This window comes from Micromonospora sp. NPDC049497 (genome assembly GCF_044465805.1).
Taxonomy (GTDB): domain Bacteria; phylum Actinomycetota; class Actinomycetes; order Mycobacteriales; family Micromonosporaceae; genus Micromonospora.
In genome coordinates, this window is record NZ_JBITMC010000010.1 from 1 (window position 1) to 24,511 (window position 24,511).

General features: G+C 73.7%; 22 protein-coding genes. 13 read left to right on the top strand and 9 right to left on the bottom strand.

Annotated elements, in window-relative coordinates; all coding sequences use genetic code 11:
• Window positions 1-155: 155 nt before the first annotated feature.
• Entirely contained in the window at window positions 156-1,307 is a 1,152-nt protein-coding gene (locus tag ACIBR0_RS15615; RefSeq protein WP_396716084.1) for a cellulose binding domain-containing protein, read from the bottom strand.
• 300 nt (window positions 1,308-1,607) lie between these two features.
• Between ACIBR0_RS15615 and ACIBR0_RS15620 the strand changes: the two genes are divergently transcribed.
• The gene (locus tag ACIBR0_RS15620; protein WP_396716086.1) at window positions 1,608-2,714 is read left to right on the top strand and encodes an FAD-dependent monooxygenase; all 1,107 of its coding nucleotides are present in this window, start codon (window positions 1,608-1,610) and stop codon (window positions 2,712-2,714) included.
• 204 nt (window positions 2,715-2,918) lie between these two features.
• The gene (ctaD, locus tag ACIBR0_RS15625) at window positions 2,919-4,679 is read left to right on the top strand and encodes a cytochrome c oxidase subunit I (RefSeq protein ID WP_396716088.1); all 1,761 of its coding nucleotides are present in this window, start codon (window positions 2,919-2,921) and stop codon (window positions 4,677-4,679) included.
• A 286-nt stretch (window positions 4,680-4,965) separates the two neighbouring features.
• Here the strand turns inward: ctaD and ACIBR0_RS15630 are convergent, their stop codons facing one another.
• Genes ACIBR0_RS15630 through ACIBR0_RS15645 form a run of 4 tightly spaced genes read right to left on the bottom strand, consistent with a single transcriptional unit; the run spans window position 4,966 to window position 10,830 of the window.
• The gene (locus tag ACIBR0_RS15630; protein WP_396716090.1) at window positions 4,966-6,210 is read right to left on the bottom strand and encodes an MFS transporter; all 1,245 of its coding nucleotides are present in this window, start codon (window positions 6,208-6,210) and stop codon (window positions 4,966-4,968) included.
• Between the two features lie 40 nt (window positions 6,211-6,250).
• The gene (locus ACIBR0_RS15635) at window positions 6,251-6,832 is read right to left on the bottom strand and encodes an isochorismatase family protein (protein ID WP_357039714.1); all 582 of its coding nucleotides are present in this window, start codon (window positions 6,830-6,832) and stop codon (window positions 6,251-6,253) included.
• 16 nt (window positions 6,833-6,848) lie between these two features.
• Window positions 6,849-8,135: a nicotinate phosphoribosyltransferase gene (locus ACIBR0_RS15640; RefSeq protein WP_396716092.1), complete on the bottom strand. Its 1,287-nt coding sequence runs from the start codon at window positions 8,133-8,135 to the stop codon at window positions 6,849-6,851.
• Window positions 8,136-8,151: 16 nt separating this feature from the next.
• Complete coding sequence (locus ACIBR0_RS15645; protein WP_396716094.1) at window positions 8,152-10,830, bottom strand: LuxR C-terminal-related transcriptional regulator; 2,679 nt, start codon at window positions 10,828-10,830, stop codon at window positions 8,152-8,154.
• A gap of 199 nt (window positions 10,831-11,029) precedes the next feature.
• On the opposite strand from ACIBR0_RS15645, the gene ACIBR0_RS15650 reads away from it, so the two are divergent.
• From ACIBR0_RS15650 to rdgB, 11 genes are all read left to right on the top strand, one after another.
• Window positions 11,030-12,598 carry a hypothetical protein gene (locus ACIBR0_RS15650; protein ID WP_396716096.1) on the top strand — a complete coding sequence of 523 codons (1,569 nt, stop codon included), beginning with the start codon at window positions 11,030-11,032 and terminating at the stop codon, window positions 12,596-12,598.
• 94 nt (window positions 12,599-12,692) lie between these two features.
• Entirely contained in the window at window positions 12,693-12,983 is a 291-nt protein-coding gene (gene clpS / locus ACIBR0_RS15655; protein ID WP_350702872.1) for an ATP-dependent Clp protease adapter ClpS, read from the top strand.
• 2 nt (window positions 12,984-12,985) lie between these two features.
• Window positions 12,986-13,480, top strand: coding sequence for a DUF2017 domain-containing protein (locus ACIBR0_RS15660; RefSeq protein ID WP_357032321.1), 495 nt, complete (start codon window positions 12,986-12,988; stop codon window positions 13,478-13,480).
• Between the two features lie 53 nt (window positions 13,481-13,533).
• The gene (locus ACIBR0_RS15665; protein ID WP_357032292.1) at window positions 13,534-14,022 is read left to right on the top strand and encodes a M67 family metallopeptidase; all 489 of its coding nucleotides are present in this window, start codon (window positions 13,534-13,536) and stop codon (window positions 14,020-14,022) included.
• Window positions 14,023-14,090: 68 nt separating this feature from the next.
• Window positions 14,091-14,474 carry a MoaD family protein gene (locus tag ACIBR0_RS15670; protein ID WP_357032295.1) on the top strand — a complete coding sequence of 128 codons (384 nt, stop codon included), beginning with the start codon at window positions 14,091-14,093 and terminating at the stop codon, window positions 14,472-14,474.
• An 11-nt stretch (window positions 14,475-14,485) separates the two neighbouring features.
• Window positions 14,486-15,451 carry a PLP-dependent cysteine synthase family protein gene (locus tag ACIBR0_RS15675; protein ID WP_396716098.1) on the top strand — a complete coding sequence of 322 codons (966 nt, stop codon included), beginning with the start codon at window positions 14,486-14,488 and terminating at the stop codon, window positions 15,449-15,451.
• Window positions 15,452-15,710: 259 nt separating this feature from the next.
• The gene (locus ACIBR0_RS15680) at window positions 15,711-16,457 is read left to right on the top strand and encodes an MBL fold metallo-hydrolase (protein ID WP_396716100.1); all 747 of its coding nucleotides are present in this window, start codon (window positions 15,711-15,713) and stop codon (window positions 16,455-16,457) included.
• Window positions 16,458-16,547: 90 nt separating this feature from the next.
• Complete coding sequence (locus ACIBR0_RS15685) at window positions 16,548-17,693, top strand: glycosyltransferase family 4 protein (protein WP_396716101.1); 1,146 nt, start codon at window positions 16,548-16,550, stop codon at window positions 17,691-17,693.
• On the top strand, window positions 17,690-17,818 hold the full coding sequence (locus ACIBR0_RS15690; protein ID WP_396716103.1) for a hypothetical protein: 129 nt from the start codon (window positions 17,690-17,692) through the stop codon (window positions 17,816-17,818). The genes ACIBR0_RS15685 and ACIBR0_RS15690 overlap by 4 nt, the downstream gene beginning before the upstream one ends.
• Window positions 17,819-17,872: 54 nt before the next feature.
• The gene (gene rph / locus ACIBR0_RS15695; RefSeq protein ID WP_396716105.1) at window positions 17,873-18,598 is read left to right on the top strand and encodes a ribonuclease PH; all 726 of its coding nucleotides are present in this window, start codon (window positions 17,873-17,875) and stop codon (window positions 18,596-18,598) included.
• On the top strand, window positions 18,595-19,212 hold the full coding sequence (gene rdgB / locus ACIBR0_RS15700) for an RdgB/HAM1 family non-canonical purine NTP pyrophosphatase (RefSeq protein WP_357032309.1): 618 nt from the start codon (window positions 18,595-18,597) through the stop codon (window positions 19,210-19,212). The genes rph and rdgB overlap by 4 nt, the downstream gene beginning before the upstream one ends.
• Window positions 19,213-19,242: 30 nt before the next feature.
• On the opposite strand, the gene hutH is transcribed toward rdgB, so the two are convergent.
• From hutH to ACIBR0_RS15720, 4 genes are read right to left on the bottom strand one after another with little or no spacing between them, the layout of a single operon-like run.
• On the bottom strand, window positions 19,243-20,781 hold the full coding sequence (gene hutH / locus ACIBR0_RS15705) for a histidine ammonia-lyase (RefSeq protein ID WP_396716107.1): 1,539 nt from the start codon (window positions 20,779-20,781) through the stop codon (window positions 19,243-19,245).
• Window positions 20,769-21,941 (bottom strand): imidazolonepropionase, encoded by a 1,173-nt coding sequence (gene hutI, locus ACIBR0_RS15710; RefSeq protein WP_396716109.1) that lies wholly within the window; start codon window positions 21,939-21,941, stop codon window positions 20,769-20,771. The genes hutH and hutI overlap by 13 nt, the downstream gene beginning before the upstream one ends.
• Window positions 21,938-23,290 (bottom strand): formimidoylglutamate deiminase, encoded by a 1,353-nt coding sequence (locus ACIBR0_RS15715; protein ID WP_396716421.1) that lies wholly within the window; start codon window positions 23,288-23,290, stop codon window positions 21,938-21,940. Before ACIBR0_RS15715 ends, hutI begins: the two co-directional genes overlap by 4 nt.
• Window positions 23,287-24,507 carry an allantoate amidohydrolase gene (locus ACIBR0_RS15720; protein WP_396716111.1) on the bottom strand — a complete coding sequence of 407 codons (1,221 nt, stop codon included), beginning with the start codon at window positions 24,505-24,507 and terminating at the stop codon, window positions 23,287-23,289. Before ACIBR0_RS15720 ends, ACIBR0_RS15715 begins: the two co-directional genes overlap by 4 nt.
• Window positions 24,508-24,511: the final 4 nt, after the last annotated feature.

Here is a 24,511-nt window from a genome sequence, read left to right on the forward strand (position 1 = left end):
CCCGCGGGGCCCCCGCGGGGGGGGGCCCCCCCCGGGGGGGGGGGGCGGGGGGGGGCCCCCCCCGGGGGGGGGGGCCCCCCCCGCCCCCCGCCGGGGGGGGGGGGGGGGGGGGGGGGGGGGGGGCCCCCCCCCCCCCCACCCCTCGTCAGGTCACCCTAGGACCGTGCGCAGGCCACCCCGTTGAGGGTGAAGCTGCTCGGCGAGGAGTACGCCCCGCTCAGCGTGCCCTGGTAGCCGAAACTGGCCGTGCCGCCCGGGGCGAGCGTGCCGTTCCAGCTGACGTTCCGCGCGGTCACCGCGGACCCGCTCTGGTTCACCGTGGCGTTCCAACTGCTGGTGATCTGCTGCCCGGCGGGCAGGGAGTACGCCAACGTCCAGCCGTTGATCGTGCTCGACCCCGTGTTGGTGATCTGCACGTCGGCGGTGAACCCGTTGTTCCAGGCGTTCGGCGTGTACTTCACCGCGCACCCACTGCCACCCGGCGGGGGCGTGGTCGGCGGCGCGGTGGTGGGCGGGGGCGTGGTGGGCGGCGGGGTGGTGGGGTTGCCGCCGCCGTTCACCGCGGCCGAGAAGTTGGTGACCGCCAGGCCGACGCCACCCTGCCACGGCTCGAAGCCCGCCTGGATGCTGGTGAGGTACCAGGAGTTGGTGATCGCGCCCCGATTGCGTACGTCGTTGATGAAGTCGAGCACGCTGAAGGACAGGCTGCTGATCGGCGACGGCGCGACGTACGAGATGACGTTGTTGGAGCCGTTGCTGCCGCGCCACACCTCCCAGGTCCGCCCGGCCAGGGTGGTGGTGCCCACCGGCGAGCCGATGGGCTGGATGGAGCCCTGCCGGTTGAGCCAGATCATGATCTCCATCTGGTTCACGCCGTCCCGCTTGGGCGACGGGTCGAGCCAGATGTCGTACGAGGCGTTGTAGGTGGCTCCGCTGACGTACCGGTAGCTGATGCTGCTGGTGGCGCTGCTGATCTGGCTCACCTGGATCGGCAGGTTCGTGCCGGGCGAGCAGTTCGTGTAGTGGCACCCGAGGAAGACCGAGGGGTACGCCGTCGGGGCGCCGTTGGTGGGGCTGCTGCCGTTCTGGGTGGTGATCTCGAAGCCGGTACTGGTGACGTTGATGCACTGCTGGGCGGTGGTGCCCCAGCGGTTGTTCTGCACCACGTACCGGTTCTGGATGACCGTCGAGCCGTACTGCTCGCAGATCTGGGTGTCGGCCGACGCGGTGCCGCCGAGGGCTACCGCGACGATCGAGCCGGCGGCCAGCAGCCCGGCGGCGGCGATGGCCCGGAGGGGACGTCTCATGATGCTCCTTGGACTACGTGGGGGTGTGGGCGCGACGGGGGTTACGGGACGGGAGCGCTCCCACGTTCTCCGAACACATTCACATGTTTGAAATCCTTGTGCAAATGAAGCGGCCAGGTTGTTTCGGGATGTGGACACCGCGGGCTCCGTCGACCGGCCCTGAACTGCTGGGACGGGCGTCCGACGCGAGTCGCCGAGGGACCGTGCGCGATGACCGATCGACCCTGGTGTGCGTCGATTGCGGCGAGTAGTGTCTTGCCTCCAACGCGTACCGAAACCCCTCCGGAGGCGTACACCACCATGGGTGGTTCCCCCCTGCGCATCCTCGTCGTCGGCGCGGGCATAGCCGGCCTGGCCGTGGCCCGGGCGCTGCGGATGGCAGGCTTCCGACCCGACGTCACCGAGAAGCTGCCGCCTGGCGAGCTGTCCGAGACCGGTCTCTACCTGCCCGGCAACGCCGCCCGGGCGCTGCGCAGGCTGGACCTCGACGGGCCGGTGCGCCCGCTCGGGGAGGTCATCCACCGGCAGCGCTTCCTCGACTCGACCGGAGCGCCGCTGTGCGAGGTCGACCTCGACGCCCTGTGGGCCGGCGTGGGCGAGTGCCGCGCGCTCCTGCGGGGCGAACTGCACCGTGTCCTGCTCACCGGGGCCGGCGGCGCCGTCCGGCACGGCGCCGAGGTCCGCACCGTCGACCCGCTGCCCGGCAGCGTCGGCGTCACGTTCGTCGACGGCACCGCCACCGAGTACGACCTGGTCGTCGGCGCGGACGGACCCCGTTCCTCGGTCCGTGGCCTGGCCGCCCTCGGCGGTCCGCCCCGCGCCACCGGACAGATCGTCTACCGCAGCGTGGTCCGCGACGGCCCCCGCGTCGCCGACTGGACGGCCCTGCTCGGGCAGCGCGCCGGCATCCTCGTCGTGCCCATCGGCGCCGGGCGACTGCACTGCTACGCCGACGAGACCGGCACCGAGCCGCCCACCGACCCCGTCGCCCGGCTGCGCGAGCTGTTCGGCGACTACGGCGGGCCGGTGCCCGAGGTGCTGGACGCACTCGAGGACGTGCACGTCGGCGTCACCGACGAGGTCGAGCTGGGGCGCTGGCACCGGGGGAGGGTCCTGCTCGTCGGCGACGCCGCGCACGCCACCGCCCCGACGCTCTCGCAGGGTGCCGCCATGGCGCTGGAGGACGCCGTCGTGCTCGCCGAGTCACTGCGGAACGCCGGCAGCGTCGAGGCGGCGCTCACGGCGTACGAGAGTCGTCGTCGCCCGCGTACGCGATGGGTGCGGGACCGGACCCGGGACCGCAACCGGACCCGCGACGTGCCGCCGCCGCTCCGCGACCCGCTGCTGCGCGGGCACGGCGGCCGGATCTTCGGCGCCCACTACCGGCTGCTGCTCGGTCCGCTCTGAGCCGGGCCGGCGGCGCGTTGCGGTGACGCCGGTCCGGCGGTGCGCCGCGACCACCCGGACCGGGGCGGCGGGGCGGAGTGGCGCAGGTTACCCGCCCACCCCACGCGGCGGGGCCACCTGCCGGGGACTATCCTCCTTGCGGATGACGGCTCGCCGAAAAACCAGCGCGCGCCAAGCGGGACAACCCAGAACCGGAGGCCACTCGTGACCACCGTCGCACCCAAGCCGGTCGTGACCCGGCCCTGGCCGGTCCGAGCACCGGTCAAGGGGTCGGCCCTCGCGCGGCTGCTGCGGACCACGGACGCGAAGCAGATCGGGATCATGTACATGGTCACCGCGTTCGCGTTCTTCATGATCGGTGGCCTCATGGCGCTGATCATGCGGGCCGAGCTCGCCCGACCCGGGCTGCAGTTCCTGTCGCCCGAGCAGTACAACCAGCTGTTCACCATGCACGGCACGATCATGCTGCTGTTCTTCGCGACGCCGATCGTGTTCGCCTTCGGCAACTACATCGTGCCGCTCCAGATCGGTGCGCCGGACGTCTCCTTCCCCCGGCTGAACAGCTTCGCCTACTGGCTGTACCTGTTCGGCGGCACGATGGCGACGCTCGGCTTCATCACCCCGGGTGGAGCCGCCGACTTCGGCTGGTTCGCGTACGCGCCGCTGAGCAGCGTGGAGCACTCCCCGGGCGTCGGCGCCAACATGTGGATCGTGGGTCTGGCCATCTCCGGTCTGGGCACCATCCTCGGCGCGGTCAACATGATCACCACGATCCTGACCCTGCGCGCGCCCGGCATGACCATGTTCCGGATGCCGATCTTCACCTGGAACCTGCTGGTCACCAGCCTCCTGGCGATCCTGGTCTTCCCGCTGCTGGCCGCCGCGCTCTTCGCGCTCGCCGCGGACCGCATCCTCGGTGCCCACGTGTACGACCCGGCGACCGGCGGCCCGATGCTGTGGCAGCACCTCTTCTGGTTCTTCGGGCACCCCGAGGTCTACATCGTCGCGCTGCCGTTCTTCGGCATCGTGTCCGAGATCATCCCGGTCTTCTCCCGTAAGCCGATCTTCGGTTACAAGGGCCTGGTCGCCGCCACGATCGCCATCGCCGCCCTGTCGATGAGCGTCTGGGCGCACCACATGTTCGCCACCGGCCAGGTGCTGCTGCCGTTCTTCAGCTTCCTGAGCTTCCTGATCGCCGTGCCCACCGGTATGAAGTTCTTCAACTGGATCGGCACCATGTGGCGGGGCCAGCTCAGCTTCGAGTCGCCGATGCTCTTCTCGATCGGCTTCCTGGTGACGTTCCTCTTCGGTGGTCTGACCGGTGTGCTGCTGGCCAGCCCCCCGCTGGACTTCCACGTCTCCGACTCGTACTTCGTGGTGGCCCACTTCCACTACGTGCTCTTCGGCACGATCGTGTTCGCGGTGTTCGCCGGCATCTACTTCTGGTTCCCGAAGATGTTCGGCCGGATGCTCGACGAGCGCCTCGGCAAGGTGCACTTCTGGCTCACCATGATCGGTTTCCACACCACCTTCCTGGTGCAGCACTGGCTGGGCAACGAGGGCTTCCCTCGCCGCTACGCCGACTACCAGCCTGACGACGGCTTCACCACGCTGAACATGATCTCCACGGTCGGCGCGTTCATCACCGGTGTCTCGACGCTGCCGTTCCTCTACAACTGCTGGAAGTCGTACAAGTCCGGGCCGGTCGTCGAGGTCGAGGACCCCTGGGGTTACGGCAACTCGCTGGAGTGGGCGACCAGCTCGCCGCCCCCGCTGCGGAACTTCGACCGGATGCCGCGGATCCGCTCCGAGCGGCCCGCGTTCGACCACAAGTTCCCGGAGCTGGCCGCCGGTGGCCAGTCGCTCGCCGGTCCGCCGGAGGGTGGCGCCAAGCCGCTGACCAGCGAGTCCGACGGTGGCGCCAGCTACCAGGAGGACACCGCCAGCGACATCGACCGCCGCTGACGCTCCCGCACCACGTACGACGGGCGCCGCTCCCCCTCGGGGACCGGCGCCCGTCGCCGTTCCCGCGTCCCCGTGGTGTCCCCGTGCTCGTGCCCGTGCGCCCGTGCCGGCCGCGGGCTGGTCCGGCCGTGGGCGGTGGCCTCCATGCCTCGACTCCGGTGACGGGAAGTTGGGGTGTTGAGGGCGCCGTGACACCCCGATTTCAGTGACATCGAGTGGATCATGTCCGTCGTCTCTTGGAGCGACGCCGAGCGCCCGCTGTCCGACCTCTGAGCCAGGCGGGTGATCAGGGGACAGGCGTCAGTGCCGGCTCCGCCGGTCCGGCCATGAAGGTGGCGGCGGCACGGCGGTGGCGTAGCTCGACCGGCAGGACGAGCAGGGCCACGACCACGCCGATCGCCCCGGTGACCGCGAAGCCCCACAGCGGCGCGTGGGCGTCGATCACCGCGCCGGCCAGGGGAGCGCCGACCGCGATGCCGACCGTGATGGCCGAGCCGTGCAGGCCCATCGCCTCGCCGCGCGCCTCGGGCGGGGCGAGGCGGCTGACCGCGTCGGAGGTGGCGGCGATGGTGGGCGCGCAGAGGGCGCCGGCGGGGATGAGCGCCAGGCAGAGCAGCCACCAGTGGGAGCCGCCCAGGCCGACCGGGATCGTGCAGAGACTGAGCGCGGCCATCAGCGCCAGCGGGGAGAAGGACCGGCGGACCGCCCCGTACGCGAAGCCGCCGACCAGCGAGGCGACCGCCCACATGGCGAGCACGACGCCGGTCCAGCCGACCTCGCCGCTCTCCCGGAGCGCCGCGATGACCGCGACGTCGGTGCCGCCCAGCACGAGCGTGCACGCGGTGCTGACGGCGAGCAGGGCCAGCAGGCGCGGGGTCAGCCACTCCCGGCGGGGCACCCGCCGGCGGGTCGCCACCGGCTCGTCGGCGCCCCGGACCGGGGGGTTGAGGAGCCAGAGCCCGACGCCGGCGGCGACGATCCCGGCGCCCACCAGGTAGAGGGTGGTCCGCGCGGAGATCGCGGTGACCGACGCCGTGGCCAGGGCGGGCCCGACCATGAACGACAGCTCCACCGACATCGAGTCCAGCGCGTACGCGGGCCGGCGCCGCTCCACCGGGACCATCGCCGCGACGGACTGGCGGATCACCGAGAAGATCGGCAGGGCCAGCGAGCCGGCGAGGAACGCGGCGGGCAGCAGCAGGGGGTACGGGAGCATCGGCGCGGTCGACCAGAAGACCGCCTCGGCGACGGCGGTCAGTACCAGCACCGGTCGCAGGCCCCGCCGGTCGACCAGCCGGCCCAGCAGCGGGCCACCGATCGCCGCGCCGACGGTGATCGCGGCGCCGACCAGCCCCGCGGCGCCGTACCCGCGGCCGAGGTCCTCCACGACGTAGAACGTCAGGGTCACGCCCGTCGCGGTCAGCGGCACCCGGGCCAGCACCGCCACCAGCAGCAACGACCGCAGGCCGGGCAGGGCCAGCGCCTCCCGGTAAGGCTTCATGTTCACGTCGGTCCGTACCTCCGCGCACATCCTCGACCGGGGGTACGACCGCCGCCAACGATTTACCAGATCATGCGGCCCTGATCACAGGTGCCCCGTGGGTGGTGATGCCGGCTCCCTCGAACGCCCGCACCGCGACGTCGGTGGTGTCCGGGGCGACGCCGGCGGTCAGGTCCAGCAGCACGGTCGTGGCGAAGCCCTCCTGCACGGCGTCCAGCGCGGTGGCGCGTACGCAGTGGTCCGTCGCGATGCCGACGACCTCGACCCGGTCCACCCCGTGCCGCCGGAGCCAGTCCGCCAGGCACTCGCCATCGTCGGCGTGGCCCTCGAAGCCGGAGTAGGCGGCGGCGTGCTCGCCCTTGTGGAAGATCGCCTCGACCCGGTCGGTGGCCAGGTCGGGGTGGAACTCGGAGCCGGGGGTGCCCACCACGCAGTGCCGGGGCCAGGAGTCGACGTAGTCCGGCGGGTTGCCGAAGTGCGCGCCGGGATCGATGTGGTAGTCCTTCGTCGCCACGACGTGGTCCCAGCGGTCCGGCTCGGCGGCGAGCAGCCGGGTGATGCCGGCCGCGACGCCCGCCCCGCCGCCGACGGCGAGGGAACCGCCCTCGCAGAAGTCGTTCTGCACGTCCACGATGATCAGCGCGGTGCTCACAGTTGTTCGCCCCTTTCTAGTCGGCCGGGATGACCGTGACCGGGATGGCCGGGTCACCGGCGGAGAGCTTCAGCCCCTCCCAGGGGATGGAGATCAGGCACTGCCGCAGGTGTTCCCGCGACTCGTCGAGGGTGGGCAGCAGGACCGACTCACCCTCGACCACGTACGACCGTTGCAGCATCCGGTCGTGCGGCCGGTGGTCCGGCACGCCCTGCGGGACGACGATCTCCTCGGTGGCGGTCCCGGTGGGCTTGTGCCGGCGGATCGCGACCTTCCGGCCGCCGATGGTCGCCTTGTGCTCGGAGCGCTTGACCACCGCGCGCCCGTCGACCTCGACCAGTTTGTAGACGAGCCCGGCGGTGGGTGCGCCGGAGCCGGTGACCACGGAGGTGCCGGCGCCGTACATGTCCACCGGTTCGGCGGCGAGCGAGGCGATGGCGTACTCGTCGAGGTCGCCCGAGACGATGATCTTGGTTTCGGTCGCGCCGAGCGAGTCGAGCAGTTCGCGGGACTGCTGCGCGATCACGGCCAGGTCGCCGGAGTCGATCCGGACCGCGCGCAGGTCGGTGCCGGCCACCCCGATCGCGTTACGGATGCCCTGGCTGATGTCGTACGTGTCCACCAGCAGGGTGGTGTCCTTGCCCAGCGTGGCGACCTGCGAGGCGAACGCGGCCCGCTCGTCGTCGTGCAGCAGGGTGAACGCGTGCGCGGCGGTGCCGGCGGTGGGGATCCCGTACCGCTGCCCGGCGGCCAGGTTGGAGGTGAACCGGAATCCGGCCAGGTACGCGGCGCGGGCGGCGGCCACCGCGGCCTCCTCGTGCGCCCGCCGCGAGCCCATCTCGATCAGCGTCCGGCCCCGGGCGGCGGTGACCATGCGGGCGGCGGCCGCCGCGACCGCGCAGTCGTGGTTGAGCACCGACAGGACCAGCGTCTCCAGCGCCACGCACTCGGCGAAGCCGCCGGAGACGGTGAGGATGGGCGAGCCGGGGAAGAACAGCTCGCCCTCGGCGTACCCGTCGACGTCGCCGGTGAAGCGGTAGCTCGCCAGCCAGGCGGCGGCCTGCTCGTCGACGACCCCGGTCCGGCGCAGGAAGTCGATCTCCTCCGGGTCGAAGCGGAAGTCACGGATCAGGTCGACCAGCCGACCGGTCCCGGCCACCACGCCGTAGCGGCGGCCGGTGGGCAGCCGGCGACTGAACACCTCGAAGACGCAGCGGCGGTCGGCCGTGCCGTCCCGCAGGGCGGCGCTGATCATCGTCAGCTCGTAGTGGTCGGTCAGCAGCGCGGGGCGAAGGGTGCTCACCGCCCCAGCCTAGAGTTCACCCGGGTCGCCCGCCCTCGTGGCCCGGGATCGCCCGCAGCGCCGCATCCAGCTCGGCCCGGCCGGCCACGCCGAGCTTGCCGTAGATCCGTTGGAGGTGGTTCTCGACGGTGCGCGCCGACAGGAAGAGCCGCTCGGCGATGACGCGGCTGGTCCTGCCGTCGGCCGCGAGCCGCGCGATCTGCCACTCCCGCTCGGTGAGGGTGGGCGCACCGGCCCGCAGCGCCGGGGTGCGGATCTGGTCGCACCGGCCGAGCAGGCCGGCCAGTCGCTCCCGCGCCGTGGTGACCAGCGGCGAGCGCCGCTCGCGCAGCCGGTGCAGCGCGGTCGCGGTCGCCTCGGCCGCCCAGAGCACCAGGTCGAGGTCGGCGAGGTCGTCGGCGACCGCGAGCAGCTCCTCGGCGTCGCCCTCCGCCACCGCCCGGGCGTGCCGGGCCAGCAGTGGCGCCAGCTCACCGTCGACACGTTCGGAGAGTTCGGACAGCCGCTGCGCGACGGTCCGGCGGCTGCCGTCGGAGCAGGTCGGGCCGACCGGCGCGGTGGCCTGGTCGAGCCGGACGAGGTCGTGCAGCACGTGCACCTCGTGGCCGGCGAGGCCGTCCGCGCGCAGCCGGTCGGCCAGGGCGCTCAGGTGCTTGGCCGCGCCGGGCAGGTCGCCGGCGGCGGCGAGCACCGCGCCCCGCGCCTGCTCCAGCCAGGGGTAGAGCACCGTCATGCTCGGGGCGTGGGTGCGGTCCGCCTCGGCCATGGCCTCCGCCGCCTGCTCCGCGTCGCCGCGCAGTGCCGCCGTCTGCGCCCGTTCGGCCTGGGCGAGGCCCGCGTACACCCGGCTGGTGGCCAGCACGGCGCAGGCACTGAGGCTGATCCCCAGCGCCGCGTCGCTCTGCCCCCGCAGCCGCGCCGCGTAGGCCTGGAGGATGGCCAGGTAGCCGGTGCCGAGCCGGAAGTCGCCGGCACCGGCCAGGTCGGCGAACTCGTCGGCCGCGATGGCGTCGATGCCGGCCAGATCGCCGCCGATCGCCAGCCGGGTGCCGCGTGCCAGCTCCAGGGCGAGTTGCAGGTACGGCATGTCGGTCCGCCAGCGCGCCGCCTCCGACTGGGTCAGGCCGACGGCGGTGGCGCTGAGCCGCAGCTGCCCCTGTGCCGCGTGGAGGTACGCGATGGTGCAGCGGGCCAGCTCGCGGGCCGACACGCTGGCGGCCGGCCGGTCCAGCACCGTCCGGCCCAGCCGCAGAGCCGCACCCAGGTCGAGCCGGTGCAGCCGCATGATGGCCTCGAAGGCCAGCACGCGGGCCTGGTCGGCCGAGTCGACGAGCTCGGCGCCCCGCGCCGCGATCTCCTCCACGGTGGACTCCCGGCTGAGCCCCCAGTAGCTGACCATCCCGCGTACGGTCAGCCACCGGCTGCGCCGCCGGTCGTCGCCGAGATCCGCGGCGACCGCGTCGAGCACCTCGATCGCCTCGTCCGGCCGGTCGGCGAACATGAGGATGGTGGCCAACAGCTCCGCCGCGTCGAAGCCGCCACCCGTGTCGAGCGCCGCGCGGGCCAGCCGGGTCGCCAGCGGTACGTCGTACCGGGTGAACGCCTGCACCGCCGCGCCCAGCAGCATCGGGGCGTCCTGTGCCGTGCCGGAGTCGAGCCGCCAGACGGCCACCCGCAGCAGGTCGTCGCGTCGCCGGCTGCCGACCTCCTGCAGCAGGGCGGCGAGGCGGGCCTGTAGGCGCCGGGTCCGGCTGACCGGACAGTTCCGGCGCATGACCTCGCCGTACAGCGGGTGGGCGAGCCGCACGTCGAGCCGGCGGTCGTCGGTGACCATGGTGATCAGCCCCCGCTCCTCGGCGGTCTCCACGTCCTCCGGCTCGACGGCCTTGTTCAGCAGGTGCAGGCCCAGCGGCTCGCCGAAGGCGACCAGCTCGACCACCGCGCGTACGCCGGGAGTGAGCCGGCCGATCCGGGTGTCGATCAGCTCGGTGAGGCTCGGCGCCAGCTCCAGCCGGCCGGTCCACTTCCACACCCCGTACGTGCTGGTCACTTCGCCGCTGCCGACGGCGGCGTGCACCAGCTCGCGGAGCAGCAGCGGATTGCCGGCCGACAGCCGGCCCAGCCGGTCGGCGGACGCCGGGTCGACCGGCTCGTCGAGGATGGCGGCGAGGAGGCCGGCGGTGTCGGCCGGACACATCGGGCTCAGCTCGGCGTTGTCCACCAGGCCGTCCGTCCACAGCGCGCGGATCGGCAGCGGAAGCTGCTCGCCGTCGCGCAGGGTGCCGATGACGGTGGCGTTCTCCGACCGGGCCACGAGGTGCACCAGCGCGGCCGACGGCGGGTCGAGCAGGTGCGCGTCGTCGATGGCGAGGACGATCCGCCGCCCGGCTGCCTGCTGTTGGAGCACGTCGAGCGCCCAGCGCAGGATCCCGGCCGGTGAGAGACCGGGCGGCTGGTCCGCGGGCAGCAGTTGGACCAGCCCGCCGAAGGGCAGTGCGGCGGTGGTCGCGCTCGCCGCGACCAGCCAGACCGCGTACGTCTCCCGGGGCAGGGCGTCGACCACCTCGCGGAGCAGCCTGCTCTTGCCGATGCCGGCGGTGCCGGAGAAGAAGAGACCCCGTCCCTCCGCGCCCGTCACCGCGGTCAGCAGGCGGTTGAACTCGTCTGCCCGTCCGACGAACCTCCACCGACTCATTGCCGCAGCATATCGACGGAATGCCGTACGCGCGCATACCGTCACGCACCGAAGTTGAGTAACGCGACAGTTACCGGTGAGTACCCCGCCTGTTCGCCAGGGCGCCGCTGTGCCCGTACTCTTCCGGCATCCGGTTCCGCAACGCCGGACTATCGACGTGGCCGGTTGCCGCCGGTCGCCGTGCAGGGGAGGCCGCCTGATGAAGCCGGGTCCGCTCCCCGAGGTGGACATGTCGGGTGACATCTTCGGCTCCACCGACCTGCCCCAGTGCCGGCCACTGCCCGCACGGCTGGGTGTGACCCGGCCCGACCCGGCCGAGCCGCTGGGCGTGATCGCGGCCGGTCCGGCCGCCGCCGGCCGGACGGCGCTGCTCGCCGATCTGCTCCGGCTGGACCCTGCTCTGCTCGGCGTGCCCGCCGGCAGTTGGCTGGTGCTGCGCCACGCCAAGTCGCCCAGCCGGTCCGCGTACGTGCCGGGCTACCGCCAGCCGCACTCCTACGGCGCCGACCGGCTCGCCGCCGGCCCCGCCCTCGCCCGGCCGCCGCGCCGGGTCGAGCTGACCGTGCCGGAGCCCCTGCTACGCCACTTCACGTTGGTGGACACCCCGGACACCGCCGCACTCGGCGTCGCCGGCGGGCAGGTGCTGCTCGACGCGGCGGGGCGGGCCGGCGCCGTGCTCTTCGTCATCGCGGCGGACCAGGCGTTCGCCGCGGCCGAGCTGCACCTGCTCACCGACCTCGCCCGCTCTCCGGTGCGGGTGTTCTTCGCGGTGACGCCCGGCGTGACCGGGTGGGCGCCGGCGTCCGACGGCGTGCCGACGACGGAGGACACGGGGGCGTCCGCTCGTCCGGCCGAGGCGGGGTTCGCCGGGCCGGCCCCTGCGGCCGACCCGGTGGACCCGGTCGCGGTGACCGTCGAGGCGCACCGGGCCACCCTGCTGGCCGCCGTTCCGGGGCTGGCCGGGGCCCGCTGGTTCCCCATCCGCGACGGCGACAGCGCCGACCTGCGCCGGGCCCTCGTGGGCTGGGCCGCCGACGAGGGGCTGCGGCGGGCGAGCGCCGAGCCGCCGGTGCTGCCGGGTTCGCACGGGCGGGTGTCGGTGCTCTCCCAGCCGGGATCATGGTCGGAGCGGCTGGAACGGCAGGCCCGGTCCTGTTCACAGCGGATCCGCCAGCACCTCGCGCTGGAGGTCGCCAACATCCATCTCCGGGTCGTGCAGGAGATCGTCTTCGGGGTCGGCTGCGCCGGCCTGCCGCAACTGCTCGACCGGGAGACGGAGGCGCTCTCGCTGCTGGCGACCGCCCAGTGCGACCACGCCGTACGGGGGATGCTCGCCGACGCTGCCGGCGCGGTCTTCGGCACGCCGCTGCCCGAAGGGGTCCGACGCCGGCTCTGCGCCGCCGTGCGGTGGGCGCTGGTCGACCACCGGGGCGGAGCGGACCTCGACCGCGTGCTCCTGGTCACCAGCACGGGCGGCGTGGCCGGCCTGACCGGTGCCGGCGCGATCGACGCGGTGGTCGCCTATCCCGGGGCGCCCCGCGACGAGGTGCTCCCGCCGGTGGCGGTGGCGCTCTCGGGCGGCTGCTGGCAGCACTGGCGCAGCCCGGGCAACGACGACCCCAACGTCGCCCGGGCCTGGTCCCAGCGGGCGTTGCGCGAGGTCGAGCTGGAGCTGACCCGGGAGGTGTCCCGCCGGTTCGACGTCGTTCGCCTGGCGCTGGACGCCGTGCTCTCGGACGCCGTCGACCACGGCATCCTCCTTGCCTGACGGGGCCGGTCCGGTGGTGGTCTTCCGGGACGATCCGGACGGGCCCGGCGTTCCGGTTCCTCGGTCCGCTGGTTCCGGTGGCACGATGGGGGGCATGGCGGCTCCGCAGGTTGCACCGGTCGAGACGCCGGACACCGATGAGGTGCCGGCGTCCGACCGGCCATGGGTGACGATCGTGTGGGACGACCCGGTCAACCTCATGACGTATGTGACCTGGGTCTTCCAGAAGCTCTTCGGGTACAGCAGGGAGAGGGCCGAGCAGCTGATGCTGGACGTGCACCACAAGGGCCGCGCCGTGGTCAGCAGCGGCGCCCGGGAGCGGATGGAACACGACGCCTCGCAGTTGCACGCGTACGGCCTCTGGGCGACGGTGGACCGCTCGTGAGCATGTTCCGTCGCCACGGCGACCGCTACGTGGCCGTCCTGGCAGTGGACGAGGTCCGGGTGCTGCGGAAGGTGGCCTCCGAGGTCGTCGGCCTGCTCACGGACGGGTTCGACCACACCGACCCGGTGGTCGGCCGGCTCTTCCCGGACGCGTACCCGGAGGACGCCTCGACCAGCGCCGAGTTCCGCCGCTACACGGAGGGCGACCTCAAGACCGCCAAGATCGACCAGGCCGGCGCGATCCTCGCCGCCCTGCCGGACTCCGCCGGCGGGGAGGTCCGCCTCGACGCCGAGGCGGCCGAGGCGTGGCTGCGGGCCCTCAACGACGCCCGCCTGGCCATGGGCGTCCGGCTGGAGATCAAGGACGGCACCGACCTCGGCGCGGAGCTGGACGACGCGGTGGCCGAGGATCCCTCGTCCAGCCGGGTGTTCCAGCTTTCGGTCTACGCCTATCTGGGCTACCTCCAGGAGTCCCTGCTCAACGCGCTGATCGACTGATGGTGACCGTCGCCACCTGCCGCTGTAGCGGGGCAGGCGTTAGGCTGGGCGGCGTGCTGAGCATTGACCGGTCGATCGTCGACGCGATCGTCGCCCACGCGCGTCGGGACCACCCCGACGAGGCGTGCGGTGTGGTCGCCGGTCCCGCCGGCAGCGACACCCCCACCCGGCACATCCCGATGGACAACGCGGCCCGTTCCATGACGTTCTACGAGTTCGACTCGATGGAGCAGCTCCGGGTGTGGCGGGAGATGGACGACCGGGACGAGGAGCCCGTCGTCATCTACCACTCGCACACCGCGACCGAGGCCTACCCGTCCCGCACCGACATCTCCTTCGCCGGCGAGCCGGGCGCGCACTACCTGCTGGTCTCCACCCGCGAGACCGACACCGAGGAGATCCGTTCCTTCCGGATCGTCGACGGCGTCGTGACGGAGGAGCCGGTGCGGATCCTGGACGCCGGGGTGGACCCGCACGCCGTGCAGTCCTACATGTTCGGGCAGAGCCCGGCGACGGTCGACTACGAGTGTTCCGGCCGCTGACCTCAGCGCCGCAGCACCCGTCCGCGTCCCGTCACCCCCTGGCACACCCGATCAAGGAGCACGTCACCATGGCCATCGAAGTTCGTATTCCCACCATCCTGCGCAGCTACACCGGCGGCTCGAAGGTCGTCGAGGGCACCGGCGACACCCTGGGCGACCTGCTCACCGACCTGGACTCGCGCCACGCGGGGCTGAAGGGCCGCCTGGTCACCGACGCCGGCGCCCTGCACCGCTTCGTCAACGTCTACGTCAACGACGAGGACGTGCGCTTCCTCGGTGCGCTGGACGCCAAGCTCAACGACGGCGACAGCGTGACCATCCTGCCGGCCGTGGCCGGCGGCGCGTTCGGATTCGCGGCGGCAGCCGCGATCAGCCAGCACCGTGCCGCGGCAGCGGCGATCAGCCAGCACCGTGCCGACGGCGTGCGCAGCACGCCGGTCGCCGCCCGCTGAGGGCGGTCGCCATGGCGCGGTACGACAGCCTGCTCGACGCCTCCGGCGGCACCCCCCTGGTGGGGTTGCCGCGGCTGTCTCCGACGGTGCCCGACGGGGCGCCGCCGGTGCGGCTGTGGGCGAAGCTGGAGGATCGGAACCCGACCGGCAGCATCAAGGACCGGGCGGCCCTGTTCATGGTCCGGGCGGCCGAGGAGGCCGGCCGGCTGCGGCCGGGCGACACCATCCTCGAACCGACGAGTGGCAACACGGGCATCTCGCTGGCGATGGTGGCCAAGTTGCGCGGCTACCGCCTGGTCTGCGTGATGCCGGAGAACGTCTCGACCGAGCGCGTGCAGCTGCTCCGGATGTACGGCGCGGAGATCATCTTCTCGCCGGCCGCGGGCGGCTCCAACCAGGCGGTCGCCACCGCGAAGCTGATCTCGGCGGAGCACCCGGACTGGGTGATGCTCTACCAGTACGGCAACGAGGCGAACGCCCGGGCGCACTACGAGACCACGGGTCCGGAGCTGCTGCACGACCTGCCGACGATCACGCATTTCGTGGCGGGTCTCGGCACCACCGGCACCCTCATGGGCACCGGTCGCTACCTGCGGGAGAAGGTCGACGGGATCCACGTCGTCGCGGCCGAGCCGCGCTACGGCGAGCTGGTCTACGGCCTGCGCAACATCGACGAGGGCTACGTTCCCGAGCTGTACGACGCCACCGTGCTGTCGCGGCGCTTCTCCGTCGGCACCCGGGACGCAGTGCTGCGTACCCGGCAGCTGGTGGAGGTGGAGGGCATCTTCGCCGGCTTCTCCACCGGCGCGATCCTGCACGCCGCCCTGGCGGTGGCGCACGAGGCGGTCCGCGACGGTCGTCGGGCCGACGTGGCGTTCGTCGTGTGCGACGGTGGCTGGAAGTACCTGTCCACCGGCGCGTACGGCGGCACGCTCGCCGACGCCGAGGACGCCCTGGAGGGCCAGCTCTGGGCCTGACCGGTCGGACGGGACGGGGCCGCCGGCATCTGTCGGCGGCTCCGTCCCCGTCCACCGCCGGGTGGCGGCGGTGACGGGCCGTGCAACGCCGGTCACCGAATCCGAGGACGGTGTCACCTTCGTGACAACTTCCCATGGACGATTCATGCCCCGCGGCGTGCGAGCGTAGGCTGCGCTGCGTGGCGTACGCGTCGGTAGAGATCATTCAGAGGGCCACGGCCGGCGCGGACACTACTGACAGTGACAGCGGAGCGACCCCATGCGGTTGACCGTTCTGGGCTGCGCGGGGAGCTTCCCCAGTCCGGAATCCCCGTGTTCGGCGTACCTCGTCGAGGCCGAGGGCTTCCGCCTCCTGGTGGACTTCGGTCCCGGGTCACTGTCGACCCTCCAGCGGTACGCGGGGCTGCACGCCCCCGACGCCATCCTGCTGACCCACCTGCACTGCGACCACATCCTCGACGCGACGTCGTACGTGGTGGTCCGCCGGTACGCCCCGGACGGCCCCTACCCGCCGCTGCCCGTGTACGCGCCCGCCGGCGCACCGGACCGCCTCGCCACCGCGTACGGGCAGGAGGACGGCACCCTCGAGGACGTGTACCAGTTCTACGCCCTGCAGCCCGGCACGTTCCCGATCGGTCCGCTCACGGTCACCGTCGACCGGGTGAACCACCCGATCGAGACGTACGGGGTGCGGCTGGAGCACGGGGGTCGGGTGCTCTGCTACTCGTCGGACACCGCTCCCTGCGACGCGCTGCTGCGGCTCGCCCAGGACGCCGACGTCTTCCTGTGCGAGGCGAGCTACCTCGACGGCGTGGACAATCCGCCGGACCTGCACCTGACCGGCCGGGAGGCCGGCGAGGCGGCGACGAAGGCGGGCGTCGGCCGGCTGCTGCTGACCCACCTCGTGACGGCCTGGGGGAGCGAGGCGCACACGCTCGCCTCGGCGGCCGCCGCGTACCCGGGCCCGCTGGAAGTGGTCCGGCCCGGCGCCAGCTACGACGTCTGACCGCGCCGCGCGGCCGGTCTTGCCGCAGTGTTCGCCGGGCCGTCAGCATCCCGTCGTCTGACGCACCCGTGGCACCTCCACGGTGTGGACATGCGGATCGCCATCGTGACCGAGTCGTTCCCGCCGGACGTCAACGGCGTCGCACACTCGGTGGTCCGGGCGGCGGAACATCTCGTCGCCCGCGGCCACGAGCCGGTGGTCATCGCGCCGGCCCCGCCCGGACCCCGCCGGCAGGACACCGACCGGCACCCGTACCCGGTGATCCGGATTCCCAGCGTGCCGCTGCCGCGCTACCAGGGTTTCCGGCTGGGCGTACCGACGCCGGCCCAGCTGACCGGCGCCCTGCTGTCGCACGCCCCCGACGTCGTCCACCTGGCCAGCCCGTTCGTGCTCGGTGCCCGGGCGGCCACCCTCGCCGCCCGGCACGGCCTGCCGACCGTCGCCGTCTACCAGACCGATGTCGCCTCGTACGCCCGCGCGTACCGCGTCGGCTGGGGCGAGGCGGCGGCCTGGCGGCGGCTGCGGGAGATCCACAACTCCGCCCAGCGCACCCTCGCACCGTCCACCCGCGCCGCCGCCGACCTCATCGCCAACGGTGTGCAGCGGATCTGGCTGTGGCGCCGGGGCGTGGACGCCGAGCGGTTCCAGCCGGCCCGGCGGTGCGACGAGCTGCGCCGCTCCCGGCCCCCGGCCGGTGAGCTGCTGGTCGGCTACGTCGGGCGGCTCGCCCCGGAGAAGCGGGTCGGCCTGCTCGGCCCGATCTCCCGGTTGCCGGGTGTCCGGGTGGTGGTGGCGGGGGACGGCCCGGACCGGCGGCAGCTGGAACGGGCGCTGCCGGACGTGCGCTTCCTCGGGGTGCGGCACGGCGACGACCTGGCCCGGCTCTACGCCAGCCTGGACGTCTTCGTGCACACCGGCCCGCACGAGACCTTCGGTCAGACGATCCAGGAGGCGCTGGCCTCCGGCGTGCCGGTGGTGGCGCCGGCCAGCGGTGGTCCGGTGGACCTGGTGGAGTCCGGGGTCACCGGGCTGCTCGTACCGCCGGACGACGGCGCCGCGCTGGCCGCCGCCGTGGCCGAGTTGGGCGGCGACGGGCCGCGTCGCGTCGCGTACGGTCTGGCGGCCCGCGCGGCGGTGAGCCGGCGCAGCTGGACGGCGGTGGGGGACGAGCTGATCGGGCACTACCGCGCGGTCCGCGCCGGATCGGCGGCGCTCGACCTGCCGGCGGCGTCGTGACCACTTTGGCGCGCTGGCCGGCCGCGGTGGCCGGCTTCCTGCGCGCCCACCGTCTCGGTCCGGTCCCGGCGACCGCCGCCGCGCCCGTGCCGGCGGCCGGCGGGCCCGCCGGGACCGCCCCCTGAACACCTCGGGACACCGCGGGACGGTTCGATCACGGCACCGCATAGGGTGCAGGCATGGCGCGACCTGACGGGCGGCGGCCCGACCAACTCCGACCGGTGACCCTGACCCGGGGCTGGAGCACCCACCCGGAGGGCTCGGTGCTCGTCGAGTTCGGCGGCACCCGGGTGCTCTGCACCGCCAGCGTGACCGAGGGCGTGCCCCGCTGGCGCAAGGGTTCCGGGCTGGGCTGGGTGACGGCCGAGTACGCGATGCTGCCCCGGGCCACCAACACCCGCTCCGACCGGGAGAGTGTGAAGGGCCGGGTCGGTGGGCGTACGCACGAGATCTCCCGCCTGATCGGCCGGAGCCTGCGCGCGTCGATCGACCTCAAGGCGCTCGGTGAGAACTCGGTGGTCCTCGACTGCGACGTGCTCCAGGCCGACGGCGGTACGCGCACCGCCGCGATCACCGGCGCCTACGTGGCGCTGCACGACGCGGTGACGTGGCTGGCCGCCCGCAAGGCACTCGCCGGCAAGCCGGAGAAGGTGATGCACCGGTCGGTGGCCGCGATCAGCGTGGGCGTCATCGAGGGGGAGCCGCGCCTCGACCTGGACTACGCCGAGGACGTGGCCGCCGAGGTCGACATGAACGTGGTCTGCACCGGCACCGGCGAGTTCGTCGAGGTGCAGGGCACCGGCGAGGCGGGCGTGTTCGCCCGCGACCAGCTCGACGCGCTGCTCGACCTGGCCGTCGCCGGCTGCGTGGAACTGGCCGAAGCCCAGCGGAAGGCACTGGCATGAACAAGGTCCTGCTCGCCACCCGTAACCGCAAGAAGCTCGTCGAGCTGCAGCGGATCCTCGACGGCGCCCTCGGCGCGCACCGGGTGGCGCTGATCGGGCTGGACGACGTCGAGGAGTACCCGGAGCTGCCCGAGAGCGGCCTGACCTTCGGCGAGAACGCGCTCATCAAGGCCCGCGAGGGCTGCCGGCGCACGGGCCTGCCGACGATCGCGGACGACTCCGGGCTGGCCGTGGACGCGCTCAACGGCATGCCGGGCGTGTTCAGCGCCCGCTGGGCCGGTCGGCACGGCGACGACCGGGCCAACTTCGAGCTGGTCCTGGACCAGATCGCCGACCTGCCGGACGAGCACCGGGGCGCGTCCTTCGTCTGCACGGTCGCGCTGGTGCTGCCCGGCGGCAAGGAGCACCTCGTGGACGGCCGGCAGGCCGGGCGGCTGCTGCGGGCACCGCGCGGCGAGGGCGGCTTCGGCTACGACCCGATCTTTCTCGGTGACGGCCAGGACCGCACCAACGCCGAGCTGACGCCGGACGAGAAGGACGCGATCAGCCACCGGGGCAAGGCACTCCGCGAGATGGCCAAGCTCGTCGCCAAGGTGCTGCCGCCCGCCGCCTGACCCGCGGCGGACGGCAGCGGTCCGTCGAGGTCAGCCCAGCGGGCCGATCTCGCGTTCGATCGCCGCGCGCAGCTCGGGGCCGGCGATCACGGCGCGGGCGGCCTCCATCAGCGGGGCGAGGAAGACGTCCGGCCCCGGTTCGCCCGCCGCGCCGCTGAGCGCGGCGACCGCCGCCCGCCCGGCCGGTGACGGAACCAGGGGCGCCCGCAGCTGGAGTCCGCGTACGCCGGCGAGCAGCTCCACGGCGAGCAGGCTGATCAGGTTGTCCAGGACGGTGCGGAGCTTCTTGGTGGCCGCCCAGCCCATCGAGACGTGGTCCTCCTGCATGCCGCTGGTGGGCAGCGAGTCCACCGAGGCGGGTGCGGCGAGCCGGCGGTTCTCCGCGACGATCCCGGCGGCCGTGTACTGGGCGATCATCAGCCCGGAGTTGACCCCCGCGTCGGGGGACAGGAAGGCGGGCAGCTCCCGGGAGCGGGTCACGTCGAGCAGCCGGTCCACCCGGCGTTCGGCGATGGCACCGACCTCGGCGGCGGCGATGGCGAGGAAGTCGGCGGCGAAGCCCAACGGCGCCCCGTGGAAGTTGCCGGTCGACTCGACCCGCCCGTCCGGCAGCACCACCGGGTTGTCCACCACCGAGACCAGCTCCCGGGCGGCAACCGTGCGGACGAAGTCCAGGGTGTCCCGGGCCGCGCCGGCGACCTGCGGCGCGCAGCGCATCGAGTACGCGTCCTGCACCGCGTGCGCCAGGTCGTCGCGGTGCGAGTCCATCACCCGGGAGTCCTGCAGCAGCCGGTGGATGTTCGCCGCCGACGTGGACTGCCCGGGGTGCGGGCGGATGGCGTGCAGTTCGGGCAGGAACGGCCGTTCCGAGCCGAGCATCGCCTCGATGGCCAGCGCCGCGGTCACGTCGGCCATGGCGAACAGGTGGGCGGCGTCGTGGATCGCCAGCAGCAGCATGCCGAGCATGCCGTCGGTGCCGTTGATCAGGGCCAGCCCCTCCTTGGCGGCCAGCTCGACCGGCTTGAGGCCGGCCCGGTGCAGCGCGTCGGCGGCGTCGATCCGCTCACCGGCCGGGCCGAGCACCCAACCCTCGCCGAGCAGCACCAGCGCGCAGTGCGCCAGCGGGGCCAGGTCACCGGACGCGCCGAGCGAGCCGTGCTCCGGCACCCACGGCGTCACGTCGTGGTTGAGCAGGTCGACCAGGGCCTCGGCGACCAGCGGGCGGACCCCGGAGCGGCCCAGCGCGAGGGAGCGGACCCGCAGCAGCATCATGGCGCGGACCACCTCGCGCGGCATCGGCGCGCCCACGCCGGCGGCGTGCGAGCGGATCAGGGCGTGCTGGAGTTCGGCCCGCCGCTCCGGCGCGACGAACGTGTTCGCGAGTGCCCCGAAGCCGGTGGAGACCCCGTACACGGGGCGGCCGGCGGCCTCGATGCCGTCCACGATGGACCGGCTCGTCGTCATCGCCTCGACCGTGGCCGGGTCGAGGACGACGGTGGCGGCGCCGCGGGCCACGGCGAGGACGTCGGCGGGGGAGACCCCGGTGGGCTGGATGACTACATGCGGCATTGCGGCACTCCGTTGTGCAGGACCTGGCGGATCAGGGGAACACCGGGCCGGTAGGCCAGGTGCAGGTGGGACGGGGCGTCGAGGATCACGAGGTTGGCCCGGGCGCCGGGCCGGAGCACGCCGACGTCGTCGCGGCGCAACGCCCGCGCGCCGCCGGCGGTCGCGGCCCACACAGCCTCCGCCGGGGTCATCCGCATCTCGCGTACGGCGAGGGCGACGCAGAACGGCATCGACGACGTGTACGACGACCCGGGGTTGCAGTCCGTCGCCAGCGCGACGGTGACGCCCGCGTCGAGCAGCCGACGGGCGTCCGGGTACGGCGAGCGGGTGGAGAACTCCGCCCCGGGCAGCAGGGTGGCGACCGTCTCGGAGCCCGCGAGCGCGTCGACGTCGGCGTCGTGGAGGTGGGTGCAGTGGTCGACGCTGGCCGCGCCCAGCTCCACCCCGAGGCGTACGCCCGGACCGGGGCCGAGCTGGTTGGCGTGCACCCGCACCCCGAGACCGAGGGCCTGCCCGCAGGCGAGGATCGCGCGGGCGTGGTCGGCGTCGAAGGCGCCCCGCTCGCAGAAAACGTCGATCCAGCGGGCGTGCGGTGCGGCGGCGGCCAGCATCGGTCCGCACACCAGTCCCACGTAGTCGTCGGGCCGGTCGGCGTACTCGGGGGGAACGACGTGCGCGCCGAGGAACGTGGTGTCCCCGCTGAACTCGGCGGCGATCCGCAGTGAGCGGGCCTCGTCGGCGACGGTGAGGCCGTACCCGCTCTTGATCTCCATTGTCGTGGTGCCCTGGCGCAGCGCCTCCCCGCGGAGCCGGCCCACGGTGGCCCGCAGCTCGCCGTCGGAGGCCGCACGGGTGGCGCCGACCGTGGTCCGGATGCCGCCCCCGGTGTACGGCTCGCCGGCCATCCGGGCGGCGAACTCGGCGGCCCGGTCCCCGGCGAAGACCAGGTGGGCGTGGCTGTCCACGAAGCCGGGCAGGACCGCTGCCCCCTCGGCGTCGATCCGCCGGTCGGCGGCGGGCGCGTAGCGCGCCGGGCCGACCCAGACGACGCGGCCCTCCTCGACCAGCAGGGCCGCGTGGCGGCGCAGCCCGAGCAGGTCGCCGGAGTCGGCGGAGTTGGTGACCAACTCCCCGATGTTGTCCACCAGCAGGCTGCTCACGTCGTCACCGCCGCGATCGCGTCGCGCAGCTCGGTCGGCACGTCGACGTCCACGTGCCGACCGTCGCGCACCACCACCCGGCCGTCGACCACGACGTGCGCGACGTCGGCGGCGGTCGCGGCGAAGAACACCCCGACCGGCGGCACCCCGGCGGTACGGGCGGAGTCCAGCCGTACGGTGACCAGGTCGGCGCGGTCGCCCACCGACAGCCGGCCGGCGTCGCCCCAGCCCAGCGCGGCGTGGCCGGTGACGGTCGCGGCGGTCAACAGGTCGACGGCGGTGAAGTGGCCCCGCCGGCGGGTACGCAGCCGCTCGTCCAGCTCCACGGCCCGCGCCTCCTCGAAGAGGTCGACCACCGCGTGGCTGTCGCTGCCCAGGCTGAGGGGAATCCCCACGTCGGCCATCCGGCGGGCCGGCCCGATCCCGTCGGCGAGGTCCCGTTCGGTGGTGGGGCAGAGGCACACGCCGGTCCGGTGGTCACCCAGCAGCGTCAGGTCCCCGCCGGTCGGGTGGGTGGTGTGCACGGCGGTGGTGTGCGGTCCGAGCACGCCGTGGTCGGCGAGCAGCCCGGCCGGGGTGCGGCCGTGCACCGCCCGGCAGGCGTCGTTCTCGGCGGGCTGCTCGGACAGGTGCACGTGCAGCGGTACGCCCCGGCGATCCGCCCACCCGGCGACGGTGGCGAGCTGCTCGGCCGGCACCGCGCGTACGGAGTGGATGGCCGCGCCGAGGCGGGCGTGGGCGTTCTCCGACGGCATCGCGTCGACGCGCTCGGCCCAGCGCAGCGCGTCGCCGTCGCCGAAGCGTCGCTGCGGCCCGACCAGCGGCTCGCCGTCCACCGTGGACGTCAGGTAGGCGGTGTCGAGCAACGTCAGCCGGACCCCGGCGTGCGCGGCGGCCTCGACCAGGGCGGCGCCCATCGTGTTCGGGTCGTCGTACGGCGTCCCGTCCGGGCCGTGGTGCAGGTAGTGGAACTCGCCGACGCAGGTGATGCCGGCGAGGGCCATCTCGGCGTACACGGCGCGGGCCAGGGCGAGGTAGGAGTCCGGGTCGAGGCGGGCGGCGACCGCGTACATCTGGTCGCGCCAGCTCCAGAAGTCGCCGCGCCCGGTGTGGGTACGCCCGCGCAGCGCCCGGTGGAAGGCGTGCGAGTGGGCGTTGGCCAGCCCCGGCAGGGTGAGCCCGGGCAGCCGGACCGCGTCGCCCAGCACCTCCACCCCGGCCGGTGGGTGGCTCCCGGCCGTCAGCGGCGTGACCCCGGTGATCCGCCCGCCGTCGGTCTCGATCAGCACGTCCGGGGTGGGTTCGGCGTGGTCGGGCAGCCAGGCGTACTCGGCCAGCCAGCGGGTCATCGGCATGCCAGCTCCTCCAGCACCCGGGCCAGGGCGGTGACCCCGGCGGCGCAGTCGGCGTCGGTGGCGGCCTCGGCGGGGGAGTGCGACACCCCGGTCGGGTTGCGGACGAACAGCATCGCGGTGGGCAGGTGCGCGGCCAGCACACCCGCGTCGTGCCCGGCCCCGGTGGGCAGCACCGGGGCGTCCAGCAGCGTCGCCAGCCGACCGGACAGGCCCCGGTCGAACGCGACCAGCGGCGTCGCCGACTCCTCCGTCAGCGTCAGCTCCGTGCCGTCGCGCCGGGCCCGCTCGGCGGCCTTGGCGTGCACCGCCTCGACCAGGCCGCGCAGCGTGTCCGGCTCGGCCGCCCGGGCGTCCAGCCAGCCGGTCACCTTCGACGGGATCGCGTTGGTGGCGTTCGGCTCCACCGACACCCGGCCCACCGTGGCGTGGGCGTCGCGCAGCCGGGCCTCCTTGTTGGCGGCGAGCACCGTGAACGCGTACGTCAGCATGGGGTCGCGGCGGTCGGCCATCCGGGTCGTACCGGCGTGGTTGCCCTCGCCGCGCACGTCGAAGCGCCAGCGACCGTGCGGCCAGATGGCGCTGGCGACCGCGACCGGCGCGTCGGCGTCGACCAGCGCGCGGCCCTGCTCGACGTGCAGCTCCACGAAGGCCGCGAAGCGGCCGAGCAGCTCCGGCCGCGCGCCCGCCGGCCGTCCGCCCAGCGCCTCGGCGAAGCTCACCCCGGCCGCGTCGCGCAGTCCGGCCGCGCGGTCCGGCGCCATCTCGCCGGTCAGCAGCCTCGACCCCAGGCAGGGTACGCCGAAGCGCGCCCCCTCCTCCTCCACGAACGCGGCCACGGCGATCGGCCGGACCGGGGTGGCCCCGGCGGCCCGCAGCTCGTCCACGGCGAGCAGCGCGCTGACGATGCCGAGCGGCCCGTCGTACGCCCCGCCGTGCGGCACCGAGTCGAAGTGGCTGCCGGTCAGCACCGCGTCGCCGGCCTCCGGCTCGCCCCAGGTGGCGAACAGGTTGCCGTTGCCGTCCTCGGTGACCGGCAGGCCCCGCGCGTCGGCCTGCTCCCGGAACCACTCCCGCAGCCGCAGCTCCGGCTCGGTCAGCGCGTACCGCAGGTAGCCGCCGCTGCCGGCGTCCCGCCCGACGGGCGCGATCTCGTCCCACAGGGCCCGAAACCGGTTAGGAAGGGACCCTTCTACAACAGAATCCGTTAACAAGGGG